Raw genomic sequence first — 22,386 nt, forward strand, 5'->3', positions numbered from 1 at the left:
GACAACGGAGCCCTTGACGGGTCAATCCATACCAGGAGTATGATAATGTCACACCTCACCCATGTTTGGAGCATCAGCCATGAGCATGCACCGGAAAACCATCACGCTGACTGAACAGCAAAATGGCTGGGTGAAAGCTCAGATTGAAAGCGGTCACTTTGGCAACGATAGTGAATACATCCGCGACCTCATCCGAAGGGATCAGCAGGCCAAACAACGTCTTGCCATACTGAGGCAAGCCCTCGTTGAGGGTGAGTCAAGCGGGAACCCCTGGATATATCGGCTATTAAGGCGGCTGGCCGTAAGCGGATCAAGGCGGTTGATTAGTGCTTGAGTTGAATGTCACGCCAAAGGCGGAATCAGATCTCATCGGAATTTGGGTGTATACCTGTGAGGAATGGGCCGTTGATCAGGCGGATAACTACCTGGATCGCCTTGAGACCGGCATGAAACGGCATGAAACGGCATGAAACGGCTGATTGATCATCCATCACTTGGCGCGAACTACGACCATGTTTTTTCTGGGTATCGCAGATTACAGGTCGAGCACCACGCTGTTTTTTATCAACTGCTTGAATCGGAAGTGCTCGTTGTTCGTGTGCTTCACGAGTACATAGATGCACCGGAAAGGCTTCTGGAGTAGTGGGCGCTATATTTTCGGCGCAGCTTCAAGATCTCCATCAAGCCCCGTGCCGTTGCCGCCCAACAAGTAGCGGCATTCGGAAAAATTACTCGCTACGCTCCTAATTTTCCGATGAGCGGAGTTAGATAGTCGTGGTTGAGGGCTTTAGCTTCGAGAAAGAAGCCAGTTTTGCTTGGCTCCAGTCCAAATAGTCAGTGGAATCATGGATTTCCCAGAATTCTCGTTCTTCCGCCTCAGTTTTAAACTCAGGCATCTTTCTTAGCTTGTTCATAAACAGCACTCTCATGTCGATGCATATCGCGAGCGGAGGTTACAACTATTGATTTTTCTCCAGCGCTAAATGATTGTCTATTTCTTTTATCTTATCTTCCGTGTGGTGATTCACGTAGAGCACCGTGGTTTCTTTCCCTGCACAAATTTTCTCGATAAGCGCTAGCACAAGCTGGCGGTTCATATCATCCAGGCCGAGGCAAGGCTCGTCGAGAATCAACAGCGGCGGGTGTTTCACCATGGCGCGGGCTATAAGTAGCAGACGCTGGTCGCCGTAGGAGAGTTTGTTGAAGGGCTGATCGGCGCGCTCTTGCATGCCGAGTAGTTCTAGCCACTGATCGGCAATTTTTTTCTGGTGATCGGTGGATTTGGTGTACACGCCGATGCTGTCGTAGAAGCCGGAAATAATCACGTTTTTGCAGCTGGTACTAACGCGATACTCCCACTGCAGGGCGGTGGAGACATAGCCGATAAACTGCTTGATCTGCCAGATGCTTTCGCCATTACCGCGCTGGAAGCCAAACACAAAAATATCGTTGGTATAGCACTGCGGATGATCCCCTGTGATCAGGGATAAGACGCAGGTTTTACCGCTACCATTAGGGCCGCTTAGTTGCCAGTGCTGGCCCTGCTCAATCGTCCAATCCAGCTTATCGACAATCACGGTATCGCCGTATTGGATCGTCGCTTGCTTGAGTTTTACTAACGGCTGGCTGGGGTCGAGAGCGGGTAATTTGCTGGCTGGATCCGCTTCTGGCAGGCTTAGGTCGGTGGTTTTCAAATGCAGCAGTTGGTACAGCTCATTGAAGGCGGCTTCATCCTGACGCTCTACCGTGAAGAACCAACCGCCCTTTAGCTCCTGGCTTCTTGTTTCCTCTGTTTTTGTCCTAACGGTTTTTATCTCCGCGCACCGGAACAGGTTCGCCACAGGATCCCATTTACAAACACCGCCGTTGACACACTATACGGTGAGAGTAATACTGAGATCGCATGAGGTACTGACTGAATGCGCCAATGGAGGACAATGTATTGAGTTACTTTGTTAACCATGTTGCTCCGTGGGTTAACTGTTACCCTGCTGGCAGTATGATTGAACCGCACTCTCATGATGTGCTGCAAATTCTTTATGCGAGTTCAGGTTCAATGTTGGTAAGGACTAATGGGCTTGCTTGCATTGTTAATCCTGGGCGTGCAGCGCTTATTCCCCCAGGGGTTGAGCATCAGGTTCATATGAACAGCCAGGCTGACATGGCTACGCTCTATGTTAGTGGCCTGAAACAGGCTATGTGCTTAGACGAAGCTAGCTCTGTTACTGTGTCACCGATAATTAAGCAACTGCTGCTGACAGCCATTGCACGCAGTGCTTCGCCAAGTTTTAGCCCTGTACGTAGCGTCCACTTATTGGGTTTATTATTTGAGGAAATTTATAACGGGGATTCTTGGGCTCCCAGCATTAGCTTTCCTCAAGATCAACGGGCATCGCGAGTCTGTGAAAAGGTTCTCGCAGACCCGGCTGAAGGTAATACCTTGGAGTCATTAGCCCGTCAAGCAGGAGCTAGTTCCAGAACGATAAGTAGAATATTCCGTCGGGAGTTAGGCCTATCATTTTTGGAATGGCGTCAACAAGTCCAAATTATTATTGCTATCAATGCTTTGGATCTGGGGCAGCCGGTTTCAAAGATCGCATTTGAACTTGGCTATTCCAGTATCAGTGCATTTTCATCTGCATTCCGAAAGCAGGTTGGTTGCCCACCTTCCGCCTATGCCAGAAAAGGAGAAATGATCACCTCCTAGCAACGGTTGTTAAGCTAGACGGTTCTCATTGCCAGCGCGATTGCCACAACAATAAGAAGCAGACCAGGCGCCCACCGAAGCATGACGTTATTCTTTGTTAGCCACAGGGCCAGCCTTGAAGCAAGCAGGGCGTATGCCACTAGAAACAAGCCATCAAGTATAAGATAAGTAGCACTCAATACTGCAAACTGAAGCACAACCGAGTTCGAGCTGTCTATAAATTGCGGAAAGAGGGCTGCAAAGAATATAACGGCCTTCGGGTTTACTGCAGAGACAACGAACCCTTGCCAATACAGAGACGATTTACTTCTCCGTTCATATTGCCTTCCAGGTTGGATATGCAATGGTTTTGCCTTTACTAGAGACATCGTTCCCATATATAGAAGATAAAACACACCAACCCATTTGATGATTGTGACCAGCTCCTCATTGCTTTGTACCAAGTAGGTTAGCCCTGCTGTCGCTACAACCATCTGAATAAGGTTTGCTGTCAGGTCACCCGCAGCTGTCATGGTTGACCTTAAAAATCCCGACGACAAGCTATTCGATAGGATAAGTATTTGACTAGGCCCGGGCGTGCTCATCAATAGTAAGACGGCACTCACATAGAGCCACCACGTTTCAAGATTCAATCATTGTCTCCTAGAGTGATGTGGGCGCGCCATGCTCTACTGACTCAATAGTAGCCACTGGAATATCATGTACGTGACAAATAGCGCCAGGGTCGACCAAACCTAAATAGACTGTCCATCTACTGTTTACCTTAATGGTGGGCAGTTGCATTTTTATCAACGTTTTTTCAGGCCATGAGCTTTTGTGCCACGGACATTCCAGCCGGAGCTTTACTGGATCCCACCGCCCCCGCGATAATGGGCCTCCTCTGTGTGGGCACTTGTCTTGGATCATATGTTCTATCCCCGATCCTGATCGAAAAATGAAATAGCGTTGCCGTCCGACTGTAAGCAACTGGCCCTCATGACGGTCAAAGGTGTGGAAATAGGACATCGGATGCCTCCTTTTAGATAATGTGGGGCGATATCGGCCCTGTTTCCCTGATTGTTGGTATTATCTGCCCATACGCTTTTGGGCAACTCCGTCGCAGAAGAGTAAGCGTCCGAAAGCATATTTGGCGGTTGTCTGATTCGGCATTAGAGCGGCTTCCCAAGACAACAATCATTGCAGAGTTGGTAGAGTCACGAACCTGAAAGTCAGCTGAATCCACATCCAATTCACCGACCCAAGCGAGAAGTCGATTGCCGGTTCGATAGATTAGCTGGTATGGAGCGACTTGTTTGAACTGATCCATGTATAAAGGACGTATAGTTTCCTTGCCAGAGGAAATTTCGATAATGATATCCTCAACCACGGAGGACGCATCATGAAGTCCAATACTTGTCCCGTATTCCAATGAGGCTATATTGGCTGCATCGACCAAATTGTTATGTCGACGAAGTCCATTTTTATAGACATTTTCCCGCAATTTGATATGTGCTGTTTTTTTCCAAAACGTGCTCTTTTCATCTCGTGTTAGAAGCACTGGGGTTTGTGATATCACTGCTTGAATGTTACTGACATCATCATCCAGAGCACTTTGATCTGGCGGCAAAATTTGAAATTTTCGCACCAAACAGATGACCGGGTTGAAAACATTGGCACCCTTGGTGCTTTCCGAAATCCGAACGTTAATCATAATTCGCTCTCCTACTTACATTCAGCTTCCTGGTTGTCGGTCTCGCCATATCGCCGCATCATTCCGTCAACAAGTGGCTGGTGATAAACGCATTCAGGAGAGGTGACGACTGAACCATGGAGCCGGTGCTTGGGTACGAAAAGGATATCCCCCGGCCTGAAATGGTATTCTTCACCGTACATCGGCCAAAAATCCATTTCTCCAGACTCAATTACAAGCAATCGGTCATCGGGATGAGTATGAGTTGTTGAACGCTCATCATTTGCTTCAAGAAATGTTTCCAGAGGGACTACAACACTTCCATCCTCGATTTGGGCATACAAATTCTTTCCATGTTCGATTGCTTCATTGATGTGGCCTGCCCACTCGATTTGAGCTTGCAAATCCTCATCTGCTAGCTGTTGAAGGTAACGAAACTCCTCAAATCCTTGAAGGATGTCAGGAACCACTTGATCTCCATACTCGTTAAGAAGAGGCATGATCAATTTTTTGAGAACCATATCACCGTGGTGGCGATCAATATGATGATGCTCGTCAAAGTAAAGTGTATCGACGTGGGTTCCAAAAATTTCTTTGAAAAGTTTAGATTGGTTGCCAGCTACGTTTATTAAGCTGGATTCTGTAAAAAATAACGCACCCACATAGCGGAAGAATTCAGTCTTATTTTTCGTGACATAGTGGAAATAATTGGTAAGGGCAAGAGACGATGCCTGGTAAAACTGCCAATAGCGATGAATATCTGGCTCTAAATCAACTGAAGCCATTGCTTTCTCGAACAATGAGCTGTGCTTTTGCTCGTGAACACTAGCCCCATATTCGTCGATCAGAATATTAAAGAGAGCAGATTGTACCTGACCATAACCTCCAAGGGAGTACCGCGCCATCGCCGATGATTCTGAAAGAAAATCCGGCGCCATTTGGATCAGATAATGCTTAGCTGCTTGGTCTGGATGATCTGCATTGAGAATAGCTCGGTTGAGCGGGCTAGCATCAAACCCCAATTTTGCATCAGCCTGTTCACGCTGCAGGTATTCATTAAAGTAGGTCAGCATCATGTCCCCGTTCCAGGGGCCTTGCGTAGAAATGTCGGAATTCAAAAAGCTAAATGCTTTATTTTCCAGAATGGGCCGAACCTTTTCTCCTGCAAGTAAGTTGCCAGCATTGTAGAATTGCTTCTCCGCCGTACGGTCTAGCTTTTTTGGATCGCGTGGCAAAAAATAGAGATCCGCCTCATAAATGTTCAATAACATACGATGTGTAGACAAGGAACTATTGCTACCTATGTCTTTTGCTGTTAATACTTTATCAAAGTTTATGAACGCATTGTCATTAACTCGTGTAGGTCGTCTATAAGGGCCTGAGTTAATTAGGATCTCTGTCGCTTCCGCATCCCGAAAAAGTGGATTAGAAGAATACTCGCTGATTAGCTCTTTTATTGATGGCATGATTTCCTCCTGAGATTCCTAAGCTGTAAGGAACACTGTTATTATCCTTGGTAAATGTGTAACTAGGTTAGCGAACTTCGGACAGATTGTTGATATAACCGGTCGCACTACCCATTACTATCAGGAGGCAGCTCATGCACAGCAATGATCTCAGGACACTAGGGGAATAGCTGAAAGAAGATGTTTTGGAGCCCATGGGTATTTTCAGTATTGCCTGCAAAGGGCAGGAGAGACTATTGATACCTCGCTCTATCCGAAGAGAATTAAACGCGGTCACCAAGAGTCCAAAGCATGTTGGTTATAAACCAGCTAACAAACCAAGGTAGTGGGTCATATTTTCTTAGCTGTAGCTGCGCTTAAAACAAAAAAATGCCCTTGTCTAGGGCGTTGAGTCAGTAGCCCCCCTCTGGCACCTCAGTTTTGGTCTTGTTGCCGTGCTGCCACCTAGGGGTTTCTTGGTGCATATTAGCACCTCTAATTAGGTGGCCAAATTCACTATGCCACTACAAACAGACGAGGAGTGGTCAGCATGCGAGATCCGACAACTATCAAAAATTCGCAGAGCGAAGCCATCATTACGTCCGTTTTAACGTACGCACGTGAATAGGTACACTTGGTGAAAAACTAAACAGGAAGGAGGTGCGCCATGATTAGAACCACAGCCACTGAGGCGCGCAGCAATCTTTACCAGTTGATTGATGAAACTGCCGAATCTCACCAGCCAATCGTTATTATGGGGAAGCGGAACAGCGCCGTCTTAGTATCCGAAGAAGATTGGTCAGCTGTTCAGGAAACACTTTACTTGCTCTCCGTACCCGGTATGCGGGAATCTATTCGCGAGGGGATGAATACCCCTTTGGCTGAGTGCAACGTTAAGCCCTAGCGCCTAGCTGCCCCACCCACTAGTGATTCTTCTCCAGCGCCAAATGATTGTCTATTTCCTTTATCTTGTCTTCCGTATGGTGATTGACGTAGAGCACCGTGGTTTCTTTCCCTGCACAGATTTTCTCGATAAGCGCTAGCACCAGTTGCCGGTTCATGTCGTCCAGGCCGAGGCAGGGCTCATCCAGGATCAACAGCGGCGGGTGTTTCACCATGGCACGGGCGATAAGCAGCAGACGCTGGTCGCCGTAGGAGAGTTTGTTGAAGGGCTGATCGGCGCGCTCTTGCATGCCCAGTAGTTCGAGCCACTGATCTGCTATCTTTTTCTGTTGATCGGTGGATTTGGTGTACACGCCGATGCTGTCGTGGAAGCCTGAAATAATCACATTCTTGCAGCTGGTGCTGACGCGATACTCCCACTGCAGGGCGGTGGATACATAGCCGATGAACTGCTTGATCTGCCAGATGCTTTCGCCGTTACCGCGCTGGAAGCCAAACACAAAAATATCGTTGGTGTAGCACTGGGGATGATCCCCCGTGATCAGGGATAAGACGCAGGTTTTACCGCTACCGTTGGGGCCGCTTAGTTGCCAGTGCTGGCCATGCTCTATCGTCCAATCGAGCTTATCGACAATCACGGTATCACCGTATTGGATAGTCGCTTGCGTTAGTTTTACTAACGGCTGGCTGGGGTCGAGGGCGGGTAATTTAGCGGCTGGGTCGGCCTCGGGCAGGCTTAGGTCGGTGGTTTTCAAATGCAGTAATTGGTAAAGCTCATTGAAGGCGGCTTCGTCCTCACGGTCTACGGTGAACGCTAATCGCCCACTATCTCCCCGCTTCTTATCCCCTCTGTTTTTCTCCAAGCGCTCTTTATTCAGATAGGCAATATGCGTGATGAAGTCCGGCATTTCATCAAAGCGGTTCAGCACCATCACCATAGGAACGGTGTCGGTAATGGAAGCGAGATGGGCTTGCAGCATGGCGAGGGTGTCGACATCCAAACCATCAAACGGCTCGTCTAAAATCAGCAAGTCCGGCTTGCTAGCCAGCGCGCGAATCAGCATGACCTTGCGGGTTTCGCCGGTGGAGAGTTTACGAAAGGCGCGGTCGAGTAGTGTCGTCAGCCCGAACTTTTCGACCAGCTCGCTTGCGAGCTCTGGGTCTTGGCACTGCTCGAAAATCATTTCACTAACGGGGGTGCCGAGTGAAATGACATCCATGATATCGGCATCGTCTTTTTTCAGCTCTTTGGCGATGAGTTCGGCTTGCGCTTCGAAAGAGACCAACCCAACGTTTTGGGGAAGCCCTTGAACACTGCCCGCTTCAATGTTGCCAACACCGGCAAGCGCCGCCGCCAGGGCCGATTTGCCTGAGCCATTGGTGCCAGTGATGACCCAATGCTGGTGGGGCTCGATGGTCCAATCAATCTCGCTTAGGGTGAAGCGATCATCAAAACTGATCGTCGCTTTGTTTAGCTGAATACTTTCAAAGCGGCTGGAAGGCTCCATCAATGTGTTCCTTATTGTTTGGAAAAAATCAGTGTTCGAATTAAATGAGACAAAAAAGCCGAGAATATCGTGACGATATCTCGGCTTTTTAGATGACTTAGTGGTCTATCATTTAATCAGCCGATTAAAGGATCCTTTTCATGTCAGCCATGTGGCCACGAAGTACTGAGCCAACGGCTTCAACAGGGTGAGCACGCAGGGCATCGTTGACTTCGATCAAACGCGCGTTATCAACGCCGTTGTCGTCTAGATCCAGGCCTTTACCGATGACATCGGATTTGATGCCCTTCATGAAGTCAGCCAACAGCGGCACACAGGCGTGGTTGTAGAGGTAGCAACCGTATTCTGCTGTATCAGAAATGGTCGCGTTCATTTCGTACAGTTTCTTACGCGCGATGGTGTTGGCGATAAGCGGCGTTTCGTGGAGCGACTCGTAGTAAGCCGACTCGGCGATAATGCCCGCCGCGGTCATGGTTTCGAAAGCCAGCTCAACGCCTGCCTTAACCATCGCCACCATCAAGATGCCGTTGTCGAAGTATTCCTGTTCAGTAATTTCTACGTCAGCAGCAGGGGTTTTCTCGAAGTTGGTTTCAGCGGTTTCGGCACGCCATTTGTGCAGGTTCGCGTCATCGTTCGCCCAGTCTTCCATCATCGTGTGAGAGAAGTGACCGCTCATGATGTCGTCCTGGTGCTTGTTGTAAAGCGGACGCATGATGTCTTTCATCTCTTCAGCAAGATCAAAGGCTTTGATCTTCGCTGGGTTAGAAAGACGATCCAGCATGTTGGTCACGCCGCCGTATTTCAATGCTTCCGTGATGTTTTCCCAGCCGTACTGAATCAGCTTAGCGGCGTAGCCAGGCTCGATGCCTTCTTCGATCATCTTGTCGAAGCAGAGGAGAGAACCGGTTTGCAACATGCCGCAAAGGATCGTCTGCTCACCCATCAGGTCGGATTTAACTTCCGCGATGAAAGAGGACATCAGTACGCCGGCCTTGTGACCGCCAGTGCCTACTGCGTAGGCTTTTGCCAGGGCAAGTCCTTCGCCTTTAGGATCGTTGGCTTCGTGAACAGCGATCAGTGTGGGAACGCCGAAACCACGCACGTATTCAGCGCGCACTTCAGAACCTGGGCACTTGGGCGCCACCATGATGACGGTCAAGTCTTCGCGGACTTTCATGCCTTCTTCCACGATGTTGAAACCGTGCGAGTAAGATAGGCAAGCGCCTTCTTTCATCAGCGGCATGACAGTCGTCACAACAGAGGTGTGCTGCTTATCCGGCGTCAGGTTCAACACGACGTCTGCCGTGGGGATCAACTCTTCGTAGGTACCTACCACGAAGCCGTTCTCAGAGGCGTTTTTCCAAGACTGACGCTTTTGTTCAATGGCTTCAGGGCGCAGTGCGTAAGAGACGTCTAAGCCGCTGTCGCGTAGGTTCAAGCCTTGGTTAAGGCCTTGCGCGCCACAGCCAATCACTACCATTTTTTTGCCTTTTAGCGCTTCTACGCCATCAGCAAACTCAGAGCTGTACATGAAACGACATTTGGCGAGTTGCGCCAGTTGCTCGCGTAGTGGCAGCGTATTGAAGTAGTTAGCCATCGTTAGGATCCTAATATTTTATGATTACGACATCGATGTAAGGCACACCGATGCTAAAACCGGTACTTAAAAGAGTGACACAGCCGCTAGATGCGTGATCCAGCGTTATGTGAGTAGGACCAATCTAACCAAAAATAACCATTTCTTAAATTGATATATTTGCAACAGCATGTCCCTTTTTTTGCAAAACCTGATTATCATGGCGTTTATGAATTTTAAAATTTTAAAACAGTTCCTCGCCCTGGCAGAAACCCTGCATTTCGGGCGCGCCAGCGATGAGTGCTATGTCAGCATTTCTGCCTTGTCGCGCAACATCCGTCATTTAGAAGACGAGCTGGGCGTATCGCTGTTTAATCGCGACAACCGTACCGTGGTGTTGACCCAGGAAGGGCAAAAATTTCTCAAGTATGCCCGCGATGCCAGCAGCCAATGGAATTTGATTCGTCATGAATTAACCGACAATCCTGATCAATTAAGCGGTGAAATCAGCCTGTATGGCTCCGTCACTGCCAGCTACAGCTTTTTGCACGAACTCCTGCGCCGCTTTCGTATTGCCTACCCGGTGATTGAAATCAAGCTGCGCACGGGTGACCCAGAACACGCTATTGCGCATGTTCTGGATGGTAAAGAAGAGCTTAGCATCGCGGCCCAGCCTGCCAATTTGCCGCGTGGCCTGGCATTTAAATCCATCGCCACGTCGCCTTTGCTGTTCATTGCACCGCTTGAGCAGCAAGTGCCGAATGTGCCAACGAGCACGCCAACCACACCGCAAGAGTGGGCGAGCATCCCGATGATTTTATCGGAGAGTGGTGTCTCGAGAGCCCGTGTGGATGAGTGGTTTCGCCAGCTGGATGTCTCCCCGCGCATTTATGCACAGGTCACCGGCAACGAAGCCATTGTGAGTATGGTGAGCTTGGGCTTCGGCATTGGCGTGGTGCCAAAAATCGTCCTCGACAACAGCCCCTTGGTGGATCGCATCCGCGTGCTCGACGTGGCGCCGGAACTGGAGCCCTACGATATTGGTTTGTTTACCTTAAAGAAAAACCTAAAAAATCCCTTAGTCGACGCGTTTTGGCGCTTGATGTAAGCGACAACCGCGCTTAACCCCCAAATATCTGCTGCAAATCGGGAGCGCTTTCTGCTTCTTCAACCATGGAGAGCGAGGCTTCGATGGCTTTTAGGTGGCGGCTCATAAAGGCTTTGGCGCGCTCGCCGTTGCCGGCTTCCAGGTAGCCGATCAGGTCATCGTGGTCGTGGGATTCGCAGCCCAAATGGCCAGGGTGGCCGTAGACGGCCAGGATCAGCGATGAGCGCGAACAGAGCCGCTCGACAAATTCTGCCAGGGTAGCATTGCCTGAAAGCTGCGCTAAGCGCACATGGAAGTCCGCCGATAGCCGAATGGCGACGCTTTGTTGGCCGCTGCGTAGCGCTTGGCGCTCCTCGCGGGCCATGTCGCGCAGTTCCGCCGCTTCTTTTTCGCCCATGCGCCGTGCTACATCCGGCATTAATCCGCATTCGATTAACTGGCGGGCATCGAAAACGTCTTTGGCTTCATCGGCGGTGGGCCGAGTGACGCTGGCGCCACGGCGTGGCGTCAAAGTAACTAGCTGCTCCAGCGCCAGACGCTGCAGAATTTTACGAATACCGGTACGGCTAATGCCAAAGACGTCCGCCAGCGCATCTTCGCGCAGCCGCGCACCGGGCTTCAAGCGCTGCTCGACTATTGCATCGCTCACGGCGCGATAGATCGCCTCGTGGCGCTCTTCACCTTCTTTACTGCCTTTGCCTTCTTTAACAGGAGCGCGCCGCTTTTCCGGCGCCTGCGCATCACTCATAGCTAGCCTCTGGTTATTCCTCCCAAGCGGCAATGATATCGCGCTCTTCATCGCTCATGTTGGTCATATTGCCTAACGGCATGTAGCGGCTGGCGACAACCTGTTGAATCTGGGCCTTTTGGCCAAGAATTTCATCCCAGCTGTCAAAGGCAACCCCCGCAGGCGGCGCTGAAAAACCGGCATGTTCGGGGTTACGCGCATGGCATTGAACACAGTGCTGCTCAATCAAGCCGGTAATTTGTGCCTGGTCTGGTGGCCCTTGTGCGCCTGCTTCGCCACTGGTTGACGAAGCACTGGGTGCGGCCACCCAAAACGCTAACAGAATGAGCCCCACGCCAATGGCAGGATAGGCGGGCTGGGTTTTGCCTGCATGCATCAAGACAAAGAACTGGCGAATCAAAGCACCGGCAAAGATAAACAGCACCATGACGACCCAGGCGAGCTCGTGGGAGTAGATAAAGGAGTAGTGATTACTCACCATCAGCAACACGACCGGCAGCGTGAAGTAGGTGTTGTGCACCGAGCGCTGTTTGCCGCGCTTGCCATCCAGCGGGTTGGGCGCATCGCCTGCTTTCATGGCTTTTACCATGCGGCGCTGGCCGGGAATAATCCAGAAGAAGACGTTAGCCGACATCGCCGTTGCCATCACCGCCCCGGTGAGCAGAAAGGCGGCGCGGCCGGTAAACATCTGCGTGCTTAGGTAGGCCACCACGACCATCATCACGGCAACCGCGACGCTGAGCAGGCCGTCGCGATCCATATTGGGGCTAATGCGCTTACACAGCGCGTTATAAACCAACCAGCCGCCCAGCAAAAAGGCCAGCGCCAGCACGTTAGCCTGCCAACCGGTGAGATTAGCGGCCCACTGCCAGTCACTGTTGGTGTTTACCAGATAGAAGCCTGGATTGACCATGTAGAGAATAACAAACAGCGCAAAGCCGGAAAGCCAAGTGGTGTAGGCCTTCCAGAATGACCAGTGCAACTCATTGGGTAACTTGGCGGGTGCCGTGGCGTACTTTTGATTGTGGTAAAAACCACCGCCATGCACCGACCACATTTCGCCAAACACGCCCTTCTCGCGGTCTTCCTCCGCCTTCGGTGTGCGCAGGCTATTGTCCAGCATCACGAAATAGATCGACTCGCCTATCCAGGCGATGGCGGCAATCACGTGCAGCCAGCGCAGCAGTAAGTTCACAAAATCAATTACATAAGCTTGCATGCCGCACCCTCTTAACTACCGCGATAGGTTGAATAGCCATAGGGCGAAAGCAAAAGTGGGACATGATAGTGCTGGCTGGCATCCGCAACGCCAAAGCGCAGCGGGATAACGTCTAAAAAGCGCGGTTCATTAGCGTCAACGCCTTGGGCACGCAGGTAGTCGCCGGCGTGAAACACCAGTTCATACTCGCCTTGGGTAAACGCGTCATCGTCTAAAATGGGCGCATCGCAGCGGCCATCGCTGTTGGTGGTCACTGTGATTAGATGCTGGCGTTCGCTGCCTGAAAGGCGAAACACCTCAATAGTAATGCCATGACCGGGCTGACCTTTGGCGGTATCCAATACGTGGGTGGTTAAGCGTCCCATGGCCGTTCCTTATTGGTTATTGATAACGTTGCTGACCTATCGGTCAAAGAGTACCGTTACGGCTATTTATTGTATACAGTCATTGTCTCTTTGCCCGCTCTGGAGCGTTTATCGTGCCCACACCTGAAAACACCGTGCTATCGCCCGCACCCAGTCAATGCAGCCTTGAAATGCTGGCTCTTCATTATGGCGATGTGTACGAGCACTCACCCTGGGTGGCCGAAGCCGCTTGGCGACACGGCCTGACTGAAGCCCATGATACGCCCGATGCACTGGCCGAGTTGATGGGGCTTATGCTGCAGCAGGCGAGCAGCGAACAGCAAATTAAGGCGATTCAAGCTCACCCCGATCTTGCAGGCAAAGCCGCGATGGCCGGTGAGCTAACGCAAGATTCAACCAGTGAGCAGGCAGGCGCCGGGCTCGACCAGTGCAGCCCCGAGGAGTTTGCGCGCTTTGAGACACTTAACGCGGTGTACAAGGAGAAATTTGGCTTTCCGTTTGTTATTGCCGTGAAAGGGCTGGATCGGCATGCCATATTGGCCGCCTTTGAGGAACGCCTCAATAATGACAAGCCAACCGAACGGCAAACGGCCATTGAACAAATTATCCGCATTGCCCGTTTTCGATTAAGGGATCGCGCTACTAGCCCCGCGTTTTAGGCTTTTCGTCGTTCAGTATGGAGTTAACTCTGCCAGCATGAGAATAGCTCCCGTGGGAGGGAGCTTCAGCTCGCGAATGTTTGGGCTATTAGCATGATGAAACCAAGGGGGTGCCTGCGGCGCCCTTCGCCGAAGTGTCGGACCACGCTGAAGCGGCCTCCCACAACAGGTAGCTGGCTTAGTGGTTGCGATCTGAATCGCGAGATACAAAATAGCCAGCCAATTTTAAATCTATATTAGATGACGAATAGCCGCTTTTTAAAACCTGTTTTTTGATGTTAGCGTACGTTTCACATACGTACTTTGCATACGAAAACGCCGCACCCTGAAGGGCGCGGCGTTTATCGTTTATAAACAGTGTTACTGGTTCAATTACTGCTTGGCAGTCTCTACCGCTTTCTTGGTGGTTTCTTCTGCCTGCTTCTGGCTATCTTCAGCAAAACTTTTACTGATGGACGTCACTTTTTCAGTGTCGCCCTTCATGCGCTCCATAAAGTCATTGGCGGCTTTTTGCTGGCTTTCCATGGCCTTCTTGAAGCTGTCCGTGTCTTTAACATCAAGCCAAGTGCGGGCTTGGGAGATTGCCATGTCTGAGTAGGCACGGGCAGCGTCCATCTGGGCGCTCACCAGCTTGTCGTAGTAATCAAGCGCGGTTAGCGTGTAGGAACGCATCGGCGAAACAAAAACGGACTCAATCTGCTGCGTGGTCTTCTCAGTTGTCTTGTTCATCATCATACCTCCAAGAGTGAGCTAGCACTTCAACACGCCCTTATCAGGCGGTTATTAGCCGGGCTTTTGCCCTCTGCTGTTATTAAAGCTAGCAGTGCTTTTTGTGCAGTGCAACATGATTTTCGTCATGCCGCGCTTACCCACTTGAAAAGTCTCAGAATATTTTAACGAAGGCAGCTATGAGTGGTTGCCGAACAGATGTTTACGTGCCTGCTCGTCCATTTCCACCCCTCCTTGTGGGTTGACATCTTCGACAAGCGCGTAGGCCCTGCGCACCGCTGGGCGGGCTTTGATCATGTCAAACCAGCGTTCTAGATCAGGAAACTCTTCTAGAGTTTGACGCTGTTTTTCCCAAGGCACAATCCAAGGGTAGATCGCCATATCGGCAATCGAGTAATCGTCACCACCCACATAGGTGTGATGCGCCAGGCGCTGGTCTAACACGCTATACAGCCTGTGGGTTTCGCCCACATAGCGCTCAATGGCGTACTCCATCTTTTGCGGTGCATAGTGGCAAAAGTGGTGATTCTGGCCTGCCATCGGGCCTAACCCACCCATTTGCCAATGCAGCCACTGCAATACGATGTAGCGTTCGCGACCCGCCGAGGGTAAGAAAAGACCACTTTTATCGGCAAGGTATTCCAAGATCGCACCGGATTCAAACAGCGATAGCGACTGGCCGCCATCGCCTGGGGAGTGGTCGACAATCGCGGGAATACGATTATTGGGGGCAATGGTGAGAAACTCAGGGTCAAACTGCTCACCTCGGCCAATGTTAATCGGCTTCACTCGATACGCGAGCTTGGCCTCTTCGAGCATGATGGAGATTTTGTGGCCATTCGGGGTTGTCCAGTAATACAGGTCAATCATTGCCATCTCCTTTATGTAAACGTCGAGCGACCCGCTTACGAGCCTATCAACGCTTGCAATGCATCGGGCGGCACCTGAACGCCGCCGCTGTTAGCTATGTCGCGCAGTGGGCGTCATATATCGCGCACGGTCAACGCCTGGCTGGCGGCCCCATCGTGTACGTTCAACATACGCTTAAACCACTTATCTACCGGGTCACCCGGTTCGACAAGCGCCTGTTTGGATACCACGTGCGCCCACATCATGCTGCCAAACAGCAGATAATCCGAGCCTGCGGGTGCATCGCCGTCTAAAAAGGCGCTGTCTGCGAGGAGATCACGTACTGGCGCCAGCACCTGATGGAGCTGCTTTTTGCCCTGTTCAGGCTGTTGGAATTCTTCCAGTGTACAGCCAAATCGCGCCTCGCGGGTTTCGCGGAAATAGCCGCGATCATCGGGGTGCACCGCCGCCAGCAAATCCGTGGCAATGGTACGAAATATGGCCGGATTCACGCTGCGCTCAACGAAGTATTTAAACAGTAATACCCGCTGATAGCTGAGTCCTTCACCCAGCACCGGCGACTCGGGGTACGTTTTGTCCAGGTAACGCATGATGGCGAAGCTGTCGGTGACAACCTGCTCGCCGTCGCAGAGCACCGGCACTTTATCGTAGTCGGCAAATTCCAGCGCCTGCTTGTCGAGGAACCGCCAAGCCACGGCGGTAAATTCCAGCCCTTTATGGGCGAGCGCCATGCGTACACGCCAGCAGAAAGGTGAAAAACGTAACCGTTCATCGCGTCCGCTTAGATCATAAAGTTTTAGCGCCACAGCCATAGGCTCCTTGTGGTCGATAGTTGATGGATGGTAGTTCGTGAATGATAGTTGATGGATAACGTCGTCGATAACAATGAGCGTAAGTCACCGACGACGCAAGCGATGCAATTTGCGAGCGCTGTGCTTAACGTTCGGCAGCTAACTGTAATGTCAATTAGTCTAATAGCTTGCTACCCGATCCCTCTTAAATAAATACGATAAAATATAATAAAAACAATTATTTAAATAAATATAACCGTCACAAAATCGGTCGTTAAACGCGCACCATATTGGTAAGACCAATTTTCCAATCTAGTTATCTGGTTAGCCTAAACGTATCTTTCACACAGATCCGACTGGCGCTCTACGGCCAGGTGGTTTTTTGCGGAGCCTACCAAATTAAAAACAAGGGGCAGTTCCTCCATGAACGAAACGATACTTGCACTTCTGGCTTTCTTGCCGCTGCTGCTGGCGGGCATTTTGCTCATCGGGTTTAAAATACCGGCCAAGATAGCGATGCCTATCGTCTTTCTGACCGCGGCGATTATTGGCCTAACCGCTTGGGAGATGTCGTTTAGCCGCGTGGCGGCCTCGACCATTCAAGGCTTGATCCAAACCGCTGGGCTTTTATGGATTATCTTTGGCGCTATCCTGCTGCTTAATACGCTCAAGCATTCAGGTGGCATTACCGCTATTCGCAACGGCTTTTCCGGGATTAGCCCTGACCGCCGCGTACAGGCGCTGATTGTCGCGTGGCTGTTCGGCTGCTTTATCGAAGGCGCTTCTGGCTTTGGCACACCCGCGGCGGTGGCGGCGCCATTAATGGTGGCCCTCGGCTTCCCGGCGCTGGCGGCAGTAGTGGTAGGTATGATGATTCAGTCAACGCCGGTCTCGTTCGGCGCGGTTGGCACGCCCATTGTGGTCGGCGTGGGTAGCGGCCTGGATCGGGCGGGGATTAGCGCTGAGCTTGATTCGTTAGGCTCGAGCTGGGATGTGTTTTTCCAGCTGGTGACCAGCGAAGTCGCGATTATCCACGGTATCGTGGGCCTGTTAATGCCGCTGATCCTGGTCACTATAATGGTGCGCTTCTTTGGCGCCAACCGCTCCTGGAAAGAGGGGCTGTCGATTACTCCCTTCGCCATTTTTACCGGCATTTCCTTTGCCGTGCCTTACATGCTGGTAGGCGTATTGCTGGGTCCTGAATTCCCCTCGATGATCGGCGCCATGGTGGGCTTGGCGATTGTCGTACCCGCCGCCAAGCGTGGCTTCCTGCTGCCTAAAGACACCTGGGACTTCCCCGAGTCCTCTTCCTGGCCGGACGAGTGGATCGGCAACCTGCAAATCAAGCTTGATGATGTCGTGGGCAGAGCGCCGATGTCGACGTTTATGGGCTGGGTACCCTACGTTCTGCTGGCGCTTTTCCTGGTGGCGTCACGCACCGTTGAACCTCTTAAAGCAGCACTGACCTCTATCAACCTGAGCTGGAGCAATATTCTCGGCGAGACCGGGATTAGCGGCGCTGTCCAGCCACTTTACCTACCCGGCGGCATTATTATCGCGGTGGTGATTGTAACGTACTTCCTGCACCGCATGAGCTCGCGAAACATTGGTGCGGCGGTGTCGGAGTCAACCAAAACGATTTTTGGGGCGGGCTTTGTGCTGGTCTTTACCGTGCCCATGGTACGTATCTTGATCAATTCAGGGGTTAACGGCGCAGACCTTGTCTCGATGCCGGTCATGATGGCCCAGGCAGTCGCCAGTAGCGTGGGCGGCATTTACCCCTTCTTTGCACCCATGGTAGGGGCGTTGGGCGCCTTTATTGCAGGCTCCAACACGGTATCCAACCTAATGCTGTCGGAATTCCAGTTTAGTGTTGCTCAAACCCTGGGCCTCTCTACGGCCATGATGGTATCGCTGCAGGCGGTCGGCGCCGCGGCGGGCAATATGATCGCGATTCATAACGTGGTCGCGGCGTCAGCAACGGTCGGGCTGCTAGGTCGTGAAGGCGCCACGCTGCGCAAGACAATTCTGCCCACCATCTACTATCTTGTTTTTACCGGCCTCATCGCGCTCATCGCTTTCTACGTGATTGGCGTGACGGATCCGTTGATGTGAACGTAAATCAGCCTAAACCTGGGATGTCATTATGAATATCCTCTTTGACGAACGGCTAGACGGCGAGTTGGTCCAGCGCGATAAAAGCGAGGTCTTAACCGACCTGCAACAGGCCGTGCCTGATATGACGCTGCTTTATCGCGAAGAAGACCTGCGCCCCTTCGAGTGCGATGGGCTGGCGGCCTATCGCGTACTCCCCATGCTGGTGGCGATGCCTGACAAGCTTGAGCAGGTTCAGGCGCTGCTAAAGCGCTGCCACGCGCTGGGCGTGCCCGTGGTCACCCGTGGCGCGGGCACCGGGCTTTCCGGCGGCGCCCTGCCGCTGGAGCGGGGTGTGCTGCTGGTGATGTCGCGCTTTGCCCAAATTATCAAGGTCGACCCTGACGCCCGCCTGGCGCGGGTTCAGCCTGGGGTGCGCAACCTGGCGATTTCCGAAGCCGCTGCCCCTTATGGGCTTTACTACGCGCCGGACCCTTCGTCGCAAATTGCCTGCTCTATCGGCGGTAACGTGGCGGAAAACGCCGGCGGGGTGCACTGCTTAAAATACGGTTTAACGGTGCATAACGTGATGCGCGTGGATGTGCTGACTATTGCCGGTGAGCACATGACGCTGGGCGCTGAATCGCTCGACACGCCTGGATTTGACCTGCTCGCACTCATCAACGGCTCAGAAGGCATGCTCGGCGTCATTACGGAGATCACCGTCAAACTGCTACCCAAGCCGGAAACCGCCAAGGTGCTGATGGCAAGCTTCGACGATGTCGAGAAAGCCGGTCGTGCGGTCGGCGATATTATTGCTGCAGGGATTATTCCGGGCGGCCTGGAGATGATGGACAAGCTGGCGATTAAAGCCGCCGAAGACTTTGTCAACGCTGGCTACCCCCTCGACGCCGAGGCAATTTTGCTCTGCGAGCTGGATGGCGTTGAGGCCGATGTGGACGATGACTGCGATACCGTGCGCCGGGTGCTGGAAAAAGCCGGGGCCACCCAGATCCAGCAGGCCCGCGATGATGCCGAACGCGCCAAGTTTTGGGCCGGGCGCAAGAACGCCTTCCCCGCAGTGGGCCGCATGTCGCCAGACTACTACTGTATGGATGGCACGATTCCCCGTCGCGAACTGCCCAGGGTTCTCAAAGGCATCGCCGCGCTTTCCGAAGAAAGCGGCCTGGCGGTGGCCAACGTCTTCCACGCTGGCGACGGCAATATGCACCCGTTGATTTTGTTTGATGCCAATCAAGAAGGCCAGCTGGGGCTTGCCGAAGAGGTGGGCGGCAAGATTCTGGAACTTTGCGTGGCGGCAGGCGGGTCGATTACCGGCGAGCACGGCGTAGGCCGCGAAAAAATCAATCAAATGTGCAGCCAATTCCAGCCGCATGAAATTAGCATTTTTCACGCTCTAAAAGCTGCCTTTGACCCACAGCGCCTACTCAACCCTGGCAAGAACATTCCCACCCTGGCGCGCTGTGCCGAATTTGGCGCCATGCACGTACATAATAATGAATTACCGCACCCGGAACTGCCACGTTTCTGATCCGGCGCCTGGTGGACACCGCCACCAGGCACGACCATGACTAGGAAAGACCATGACCGAACAAGCGATTGCCGACCGCGATATCGCTGACGCCCTGTGCGAACAGGTGCGCAGCGCCTACGACGCACGCACGCCGCTACGCATTGTCGGCGGCGACACCCGCGCCTTTTATGGCCGCCCAGTTGAAGGCCAAGCATTGCAGATGGCCGAACATAGCGGCATTGTCAGCTACGACCCGGTGGAGCTGGTGGTTACCGTACGTGCTGGCACGCGGCTCAGCGCGCTTCAGGCTGAGCTGGCTGAGCATCACCAAATGCTGGCGTTTGAACCGCCGATGTTTGGCGCTGCCTCTACTGTTGGTGGCGCGGTCGCCACCGGGCTTTCCGGCCCACGCCGCCCCTGGGCGGGTGCCGCGCGCGATTTTGTGCTGGGCACACGGATCATTACCCAAGAGGGCAAGCTGCTCCGCTTTGGCGGCGAAGTGATGAAGAATGTCGCCGGTTACGACCTCTCCCGCTTGATGGCGGGCGCCCAGGGCACGCTCGGGGTACTTGCCGACATCTCGTTTAAAGTCCTCCCGATCCCCACCGCCACGCACAGTTTGCGCTTATCTCTCGAGCTTGGTGAAGCGCTCAACAAGCTGGCCGAACTGGGCCGCAAGCCGCTGCCGATTACCGCGGCTGCCTGGCATCACGGCGAACTCCTGCTACGTTTGGAAGGTGGCAAAAGCTCGGTTAACGCTACCCAAGAGCGCCTGGGTGGCGAACCGCTCGACGCCGGTTTTTGGCGCGAGCTACGCGACCACCGTCACGCCTTTTTTACCTGCAGCGAGGGCCAGGCATTGTGGCGGCTGTCACTGCCACCCAACAGCCCACCGCTGGCGCTGGATATTCCTGAAACCGATATCTTCTACGACTGGGCAGGTAGTCAACGCTGGGTCAAAACAGCCCTGGATGCTGACACCCTTCGCGATGCCTGCCAATCGGTGGGTGGTCACGCCACCTGCTACACGCCGCATGCACAAGGAGGGGCTGCAGAGCCCTTCACGCCACTTAACGCGGTGGTAGAAAAATACCACCGCAACTTGAAAGCGGAATTGGATGTCCACGGCATTTTTAACCCCGGACGTCTCTATGCGGCGTTTTAATCAGGAGAGTTGACATGCAGACGCACTTTACCGACGCCGACCGCCAAAAGCCGCACATCCAAGAAGCAGAGCGCGTGTTGCGCAGCTGCGTGCACTGTGGCTTTTGTAATGCCACCTGCCCAACTTATCAGTTGTTGGGCGATGAACGCGACGGCCCGCGCGGGCGCATCTACCTAATGAAGGAGCTGCTGGAAAGCAGCGACGATGACGACCAGGTAACCGAAGAGACGCGCCTGCACCTCGACCGCTGCCTCACCTGCCTTAACTGCGAAACCACCTGCCCTTCGGGGGTGGAGTACCACAAGCTGCTCAACATTGGGCGTGCCGAAATTGATCGCCGTGTCCCTCGTTCAGCCGGCGACCGGGCTCAGCGCTATGCATTGCGTAAAATGCTGGTCGAACCCAAACGCTTTAAAGCATTGCTAAAGCTCGGCCAAACCTTCAAACCGCTGGTGCCTGGCAAACTGCGCAGTAAAATGCCCCCGGCCCCGGTGGATGCGGGCACGCGCCCCAGCGCACAGCGCCACGCGCGCCAGGTACTAATGCTGGAAGGCTGCGTACAGCCGGGGCTCTCCCCCAACACCAATGCCGCAACCGCACGGCTACTTGACCGGCTGGGCATCAGCGTCACACCGGTGACGGAAGCGGGCTGCTGCGGCGCCATCGACTTCCACCTCAACGCCCAAGACGCAGGCCGAGCACGAATGCGTGCCAATATCGATGCTTGGTGGCCACATATTGAGCACGGCGCGGAAGCCATTGTGCAGACCGCCAGCGGCTGCGGCGCCTTCGTTAAAGAGTATGGCGAAATGCTGAAGGATGACCCCGATTACGCCATCAAAGCGCAGCAAGTCAGCGTTCTGGCGAAAGACATTGTCGAAATTTTGCGCGACGAGCCGCTGGAAGCATTAAACGTCAAGGAGTCAAAACGGCTGGCGTTCCACTGTCCCTGTACCTTGCAGCATGCGCAAAAACTTAACGGTGCCGTTGAAGGAGTGCTGAGCAAGCTTGGCTTTGCGTTAACGCCCGTGCAGGATGGTCACCTTTGCTGTGGTTCAGCAGGCACTTATTCGATTACCCAACCTGAACTGGCCACGCAACTGCGCGACAATAAGCTCAATGCCCTGGAGGCAGGCAATCCAGAGGTTATTGTTACCGCGAATATCGGCTGTCAGACGCATTTGGCAGGCGCCAATCGTACGCCGGTGCGCCACTGGGTCGAAATCGTGGATGCCGCTCTGTCATAATCCATGCCCCTCTTGCCGTAGCGCCGCCGGTGCTATGGCATTCCCCTAA

24 protein-coding genes and 1 pseudogene are annotated in these 22,386 nt (G+C 52.8%); 11 read left to right on the forward strand and 14 right to left on the reverse strand.

Annotation, left to right across the window (positions count from 1 at the left end):
• Positions 1–85: 85 nt before the first annotated feature.
• The 3 genes from HVA01_RS11345 to HVA01_RS17510 are packed head-to-tail and all read left to right on the forward strand — an operon-like array spanning position 86 to position 643.
• Entirely contained in the window at positions 86–334 is a 249-nt protein-coding gene (locus HVA01_RS11345) for a type II toxin-antitoxin system ParD family antitoxin (RefSeq protein ID WP_246129598.1), read from the forward strand.
• A 46-nt stretch (positions 335–380) separates the two neighbouring features.
• Positions 381–470 (forward strand): hypothetical protein, encoded by a 90-nt coding sequence (locus HVA01_RS17860; RefSeq protein WP_371860145.1) that lies wholly within the window; start codon positions 381–383, stop codon positions 468–470.
• Positions 467–643: a type II toxin-antitoxin system RelE/ParE family toxin gene (locus HVA01_RS17510; protein ID WP_146875532.1), complete on the forward strand. Its 177-nt coding sequence runs from the start codon at positions 467–469 to the stop codon at positions 641–643. The genes HVA01_RS17860 and HVA01_RS17510 overlap by 4 nt, the downstream gene beginning before the upstream one ends.
• 121 nt (positions 644–764) lie before the next feature.
• On the opposite strand, the gene HVA01_RS11360 is transcribed toward HVA01_RS17510, so the two are convergent.
• The gene (locus tag HVA01_RS11360; RefSeq protein WP_307725361.1) at positions 765–929 is read right to left on the reverse strand and encodes a CopG family antitoxin; all 165 of its coding nucleotides are present in this window, start codon (positions 927–929) and stop codon (positions 765–767) included.
• Between the two features lie 30 nt (positions 930–959).
• Positions 960–1,748, reverse strand: a pseudogene (locus tag HVA01_RS11365) (ABC transporter ATP-binding protein); the annotation flags it as partial.
• Between the two features lie 194 nt (positions 1,749–1,942).
• On the opposite strand from HVA01_RS11365, the gene HVA01_RS11370 reads away from it, so the two are divergent.
• The gene (locus tag HVA01_RS11370) at positions 1,943–2,707 is read left to right on the forward strand and encodes an AraC family transcriptional regulator (protein ID WP_170243511.1); all 765 of its coding nucleotides are present in this window, start codon (positions 1,943–1,945) and stop codon (positions 2,705–2,707) included.
• A gap of 14 nt (positions 2,708–2,721) precedes the next feature.
• Here the strand turns inward: HVA01_RS11370 and HVA01_RS11375 are convergent, their stop codons facing one another.
• Genes HVA01_RS11375 through HVA01_RS11390 form a run of 4 tightly spaced genes read right to left on the reverse strand, consistent with a single transcriptional unit; the run spans position 2,722 to position 5,842 of the window.
• Positions 2,722–3,339, reverse strand: a complete 618-nt coding sequence (locus HVA01_RS11375) for a LysE family translocator (protein WP_146875535.1) — start codon at positions 3,337–3,339, stop codon at positions 2,722–2,724.
• A gap of 10 nt (positions 3,340–3,349) precedes the next feature.
• A complete protein-coding gene (locus HVA01_RS17865) occupies positions 3,350–3,712 on the reverse strand; it encodes a Rieske 2Fe-2S domain-containing protein (protein ID WP_146875536.1) in 363 nt (120 codons plus the stop codon).
• A 13-nt stretch (positions 3,713–3,725) separates the two neighbouring features.
• Positions 3,726–4,397, reverse strand: a complete 672-nt coding sequence (locus HVA01_RS11385; protein WP_146875537.1) for a phenylalanine--tRNA ligase beta subunit-related protein — start codon at positions 4,395–4,397, stop codon at positions 3,726–3,728.
• 11 nt (positions 4,398–4,408) lie between these two features.
• The gene (locus HVA01_RS11390; RefSeq protein ID WP_146875538.1) at positions 4,409–5,842 is read right to left on the reverse strand and encodes an iron-containing redox enzyme family protein; all 1,434 of its coding nucleotides are present in this window, start codon (positions 5,840–5,842) and stop codon (positions 4,409–4,411) included.
• 646 nt (positions 5,843–6,488) lie between these two features.
• Between HVA01_RS11390 and HVA01_RS11395 the strand changes: the two genes are divergently transcribed.
• Positions 6,489–6,725: a type II toxin-antitoxin system Phd/YefM family antitoxin gene (locus HVA01_RS11395; RefSeq protein WP_146875539.1), complete on the forward strand. Its 237-nt coding sequence runs from the start codon at positions 6,489–6,491 to the stop codon at positions 6,723–6,725.
• A gap of 19 nt (positions 6,726–6,744) precedes the next feature.
• Here the strand turns inward: HVA01_RS11395 and modF are convergent, their stop codons facing one another.
• Positions 6,745–8,232 carry a molybdate ABC transporter ATP-binding protein ModF gene (modF, locus tag HVA01_RS11400; protein WP_146875540.1) on the reverse strand — a complete coding sequence of 496 codons (1,488 nt, stop codon included), beginning with the start codon at positions 8,230–8,232 and terminating at the stop codon, positions 6,745–6,747.
• Positions 8,233–8,356: 124 nt separating this feature from the next.
• The gene (ilvC, locus tag HVA01_RS11405) at positions 8,357–9,829 is read right to left on the reverse strand and encodes a ketol-acid reductoisomerase (protein ID WP_146875541.1); all 1,473 of its coding nucleotides are present in this window, start codon (positions 9,827–9,829) and stop codon (positions 8,357–8,359) included.
• A gap of 208 nt (positions 9,830–10,037) precedes the next feature.
• Between ilvC and ilvY the strand changes: the two genes are divergently transcribed.
• Positions 10,038–10,916, forward strand: a complete 879-nt coding sequence (ilvY, locus tag HVA01_RS11410; RefSeq protein ID WP_146875542.1) for an HTH-type transcriptional activator IlvY — start codon at positions 10,038–10,040, stop codon at positions 10,914–10,916.
• Between the two features lie 13 nt (positions 10,917–10,929).
• Here ilvY and HVA01_RS11415 read toward each other — a convergent pair whose 3' ends face one another.
• Genes HVA01_RS11415 through uraH form a run of 3 tightly spaced genes read right to left on the reverse strand, consistent with a single transcriptional unit; the run spans position 10,930 to position 13,248 of the window.
• The gene (locus HVA01_RS11415) at positions 10,930–11,664 is read right to left on the reverse strand and encodes a GntR family transcriptional regulator (protein WP_146875543.1); all 735 of its coding nucleotides are present in this window, start codon (positions 11,662–11,664) and stop codon (positions 10,930–10,932) included.
• A 13-nt stretch (positions 11,665–11,677) separates the two neighbouring features.
• Positions 11,678–12,883 (reverse strand): urate hydroxylase PuuD, encoded by a 1,206-nt coding sequence (locus HVA01_RS11420; protein WP_146875544.1) that lies wholly within the window; start codon positions 12,881–12,883, stop codon positions 11,678–11,680.
• An 11-nt stretch (positions 12,884–12,894) separates the two neighbouring features.
• Complete coding sequence (gene uraH, locus HVA01_RS11425) at positions 12,895–13,248, reverse strand: hydroxyisourate hydrolase (protein WP_146875545.1); 354 nt, start codon at positions 13,246–13,248, stop codon at positions 12,895–12,897.
• Between the two features lie 113 nt (positions 13,249–13,361).
• Here uraH and uraD point away from each other — a divergent pair, with 113 nt between their 5' ends.
• The gene (gene uraD / locus HVA01_RS11430; RefSeq protein ID WP_146875546.1) at positions 13,362–13,907 is read left to right on the forward strand and encodes a 2-oxo-4-hydroxy-4-carboxy-5-ureidoimidazoline decarboxylase; all 546 of its coding nucleotides are present in this window, start codon (positions 13,362–13,364) and stop codon (positions 13,905–13,907) included.
• A gap of 372 nt (positions 13,908–14,279) precedes the next feature.
• Here uraD and HVA01_RS11435 read toward each other — a convergent pair whose 3' ends face one another.
• The 3 genes from HVA01_RS11435 to HVA01_RS11445 form a co-directional block, all read right to left on the reverse strand.
• Positions 14,280–14,636, reverse strand: a complete 357-nt coding sequence (locus HVA01_RS11435) for a phasin family protein (RefSeq protein ID WP_146875547.1) — start codon at positions 14,634–14,636, stop codon at positions 14,280–14,282.
• 177 nt (positions 14,637–14,813) lie between these two features.
• Positions 14,814–15,506 (reverse strand): glutathione binding-like protein, encoded by a 693-nt coding sequence (locus HVA01_RS11440; RefSeq protein WP_146875548.1) that lies wholly within the window; start codon positions 15,504–15,506, stop codon positions 14,814–14,816.
• Positions 15,507–15,619: 113 nt separating this feature from the next.
• Positions 15,620–16,312 (reverse strand): glutathione S-transferase family protein, encoded by a 693-nt coding sequence (locus tag HVA01_RS11445; protein WP_146875549.1) that lies wholly within the window; start codon positions 16,310–16,312, stop codon positions 15,620–15,622.
• Positions 16,313–16,720: 408 nt separating this feature from the next.
• Between HVA01_RS11445 and HVA01_RS11450 the strand changes: the two genes are divergently transcribed.
• Genes HVA01_RS11450 through glcF form a run of 4 tightly spaced genes read left to right on the forward strand, consistent with a single transcriptional unit; the run spans position 16,721 to position 22,337 of the window.
• A complete protein-coding gene (locus HVA01_RS11450) occupies positions 16,721–18,412 on the forward strand; it encodes an L-lactate permease (protein WP_146875550.1) in 1,692 nt (563 codons plus the stop codon).
• Positions 18,413–18,443: 31 nt separating this feature from the next.
• Positions 18,444–19,943 (forward strand): glycolate oxidase subunit GlcD, encoded by a 1,500-nt coding sequence (gene glcD / locus HVA01_RS11455; RefSeq protein WP_146875551.1) that lies wholly within the window; start codon positions 18,444–18,446, stop codon positions 19,941–19,943.
• Positions 19,944–19,995: 52 nt separating this feature from the next.
• Entirely contained in the window at positions 19,996–21,090 is a 1,095-nt protein-coding gene (glcE, locus tag HVA01_RS11460; RefSeq protein WP_146875552.1) for a glycolate oxidase subunit GlcE, read from the forward strand.
• 14 nt (positions 21,091–21,104) lie between these two features.
• Positions 21,105–22,337 (forward strand): glycolate oxidase subunit GlcF, encoded by a 1,233-nt coding sequence (gene glcF, locus HVA01_RS11465; RefSeq protein WP_146875553.1) that lies wholly within the window; start codon positions 21,105–21,107, stop codon positions 22,335–22,337.
• Positions 22,338–22,386: the final 49 nt, after the last annotated feature.

This window comes from Halovibrio variabilis (assembly GCF_007991175.1).
Lineage (GTDB): Bacteria > Pseudomonadota > Gammaproteobacteria > Pseudomonadales > Halomonadaceae > Vreelandella > Vreelandella variabilis.

Bases quoted from the DNA above. Each gene is read 5' to 3' on its own strand.
- HVA01_RS11420 (WP_146875544.1), bottom strand. From the start codon at position 12,883: ATGCAAGCTTATGTAATTGATTTTGTGAACTTACTGCTGCGCTGGCTG.
- uraH (WP_146875545.1), bottom strand. From the start codon at position 13,248: ATGGGACGCTTAACCACCCACGTATTGGATACCGCCAAAGGTCAGCCC.
- HVA01_RS11415 (WP_146875543.1), bottom strand. From the start codon at position 11,664: ATGAGTGATGCGCAGGCGCCGGAAAAGCGGCGCGCTCCTGTTAAAGAA.
- HVA01_RS11435 (WP_146875547.1), bottom strand. From the start codon at position 14,636: ATGAACAAGACAACTGAGAAGACCACGCAGCAGATTGAGTCCGTTTTT.
- HVA01_RS17865 (WP_146875536.1), bottom strand. From the start codon at position 3,712: ATGTCCTATTTCCACACCTTTGACCGTCATGAGGGCCAGTTGCTTACA.
- glcF (WP_146875553.1), top strand. From the start codon at position 21,105: ATGCAGACGCACTTTACCGACGCCGACCGCCAAAAGCCGCACATCCAA.
- HVA01_RS11390 (WP_146875538.1), bottom strand. From the start codon at position 5,842: ATGCCATCAATAAAAGAGCTAATCAGCGAGTATTCTTCTAATCCACTT.
- HVA01_RS17510 (WP_146875532.1), top strand. From the start codon at position 467: ATGAAACGGCTGATTGATCATCCATCACTTGGCGCGAACTACGACCAT.
- HVA01_RS11450 (WP_146875550.1), top strand. From the start codon at position 16,721: ATGAACGAAACGATACTTGCACTTCTGGCTTTCTTGCCGCTGCTGCTG.
- ilvC (WP_146875541.1), bottom strand. From the start codon at position 9,829: ATGGCTAACTACTTCAATACGCTGCCACTACGCGAGCAACTGGCGCAA.
- HVA01_RS11385 (WP_146875537.1), bottom strand. From the start codon at position 4,397: ATGATTAACGTTCGGATTTCGGAAAGCACCAAGGGTGCCAATGTTTTC.
- HVA01_RS11345 (WP_246129598.1), top strand. From the start codon at position 86: ATGCACCGGAAAACCATCACGCTGACTGAACAGCAAAATGGCTGGGTG.
- HVA01_RS11360 (WP_307725361.1), bottom strand. From the start codon at position 929: ATGAGAGTGCTGTTTATGAACAAGCTAAGAAAGATGCCTGAGTTTAAA.
- HVA01_RS11440 (WP_146875548.1), bottom strand. From the start codon at position 15,506: ATGATTGACCTGTATTACTGGACAACCCCGAATGGCCACAAAATCTCC.
- modF (WP_146875540.1), bottom strand. From the start codon at position 8,232: ATGGAGCCTTCCAGCCGCTTTGAAAGTATTCAGCTAAACAAAGCGACG.
- glcD (WP_146875551.1), top strand. From the start codon at position 18,444: ATGAATATCCTCTTTGACGAACGGCTAGACGGCGAGTTGGTCCAGCGC.
- glcE (WP_146875552.1), top strand. From the start codon at position 19,996: ATGACCGAACAAGCGATTGCCGACCGCGATATCGCTGACGCCCTGTGC.
- HVA01_RS11395 (WP_146875539.1), top strand. From the start codon at position 6,489: ATGATTAGAACCACAGCCACTGAGGCGCGCAGCAATCTTTACCAGTTG.
- ilvY (WP_146875542.1), top strand. From the start codon at position 10,038: ATGAATTTTAAAATTTTAAAACAGTTCCTCGCCCTGGCAGAAACCCTG.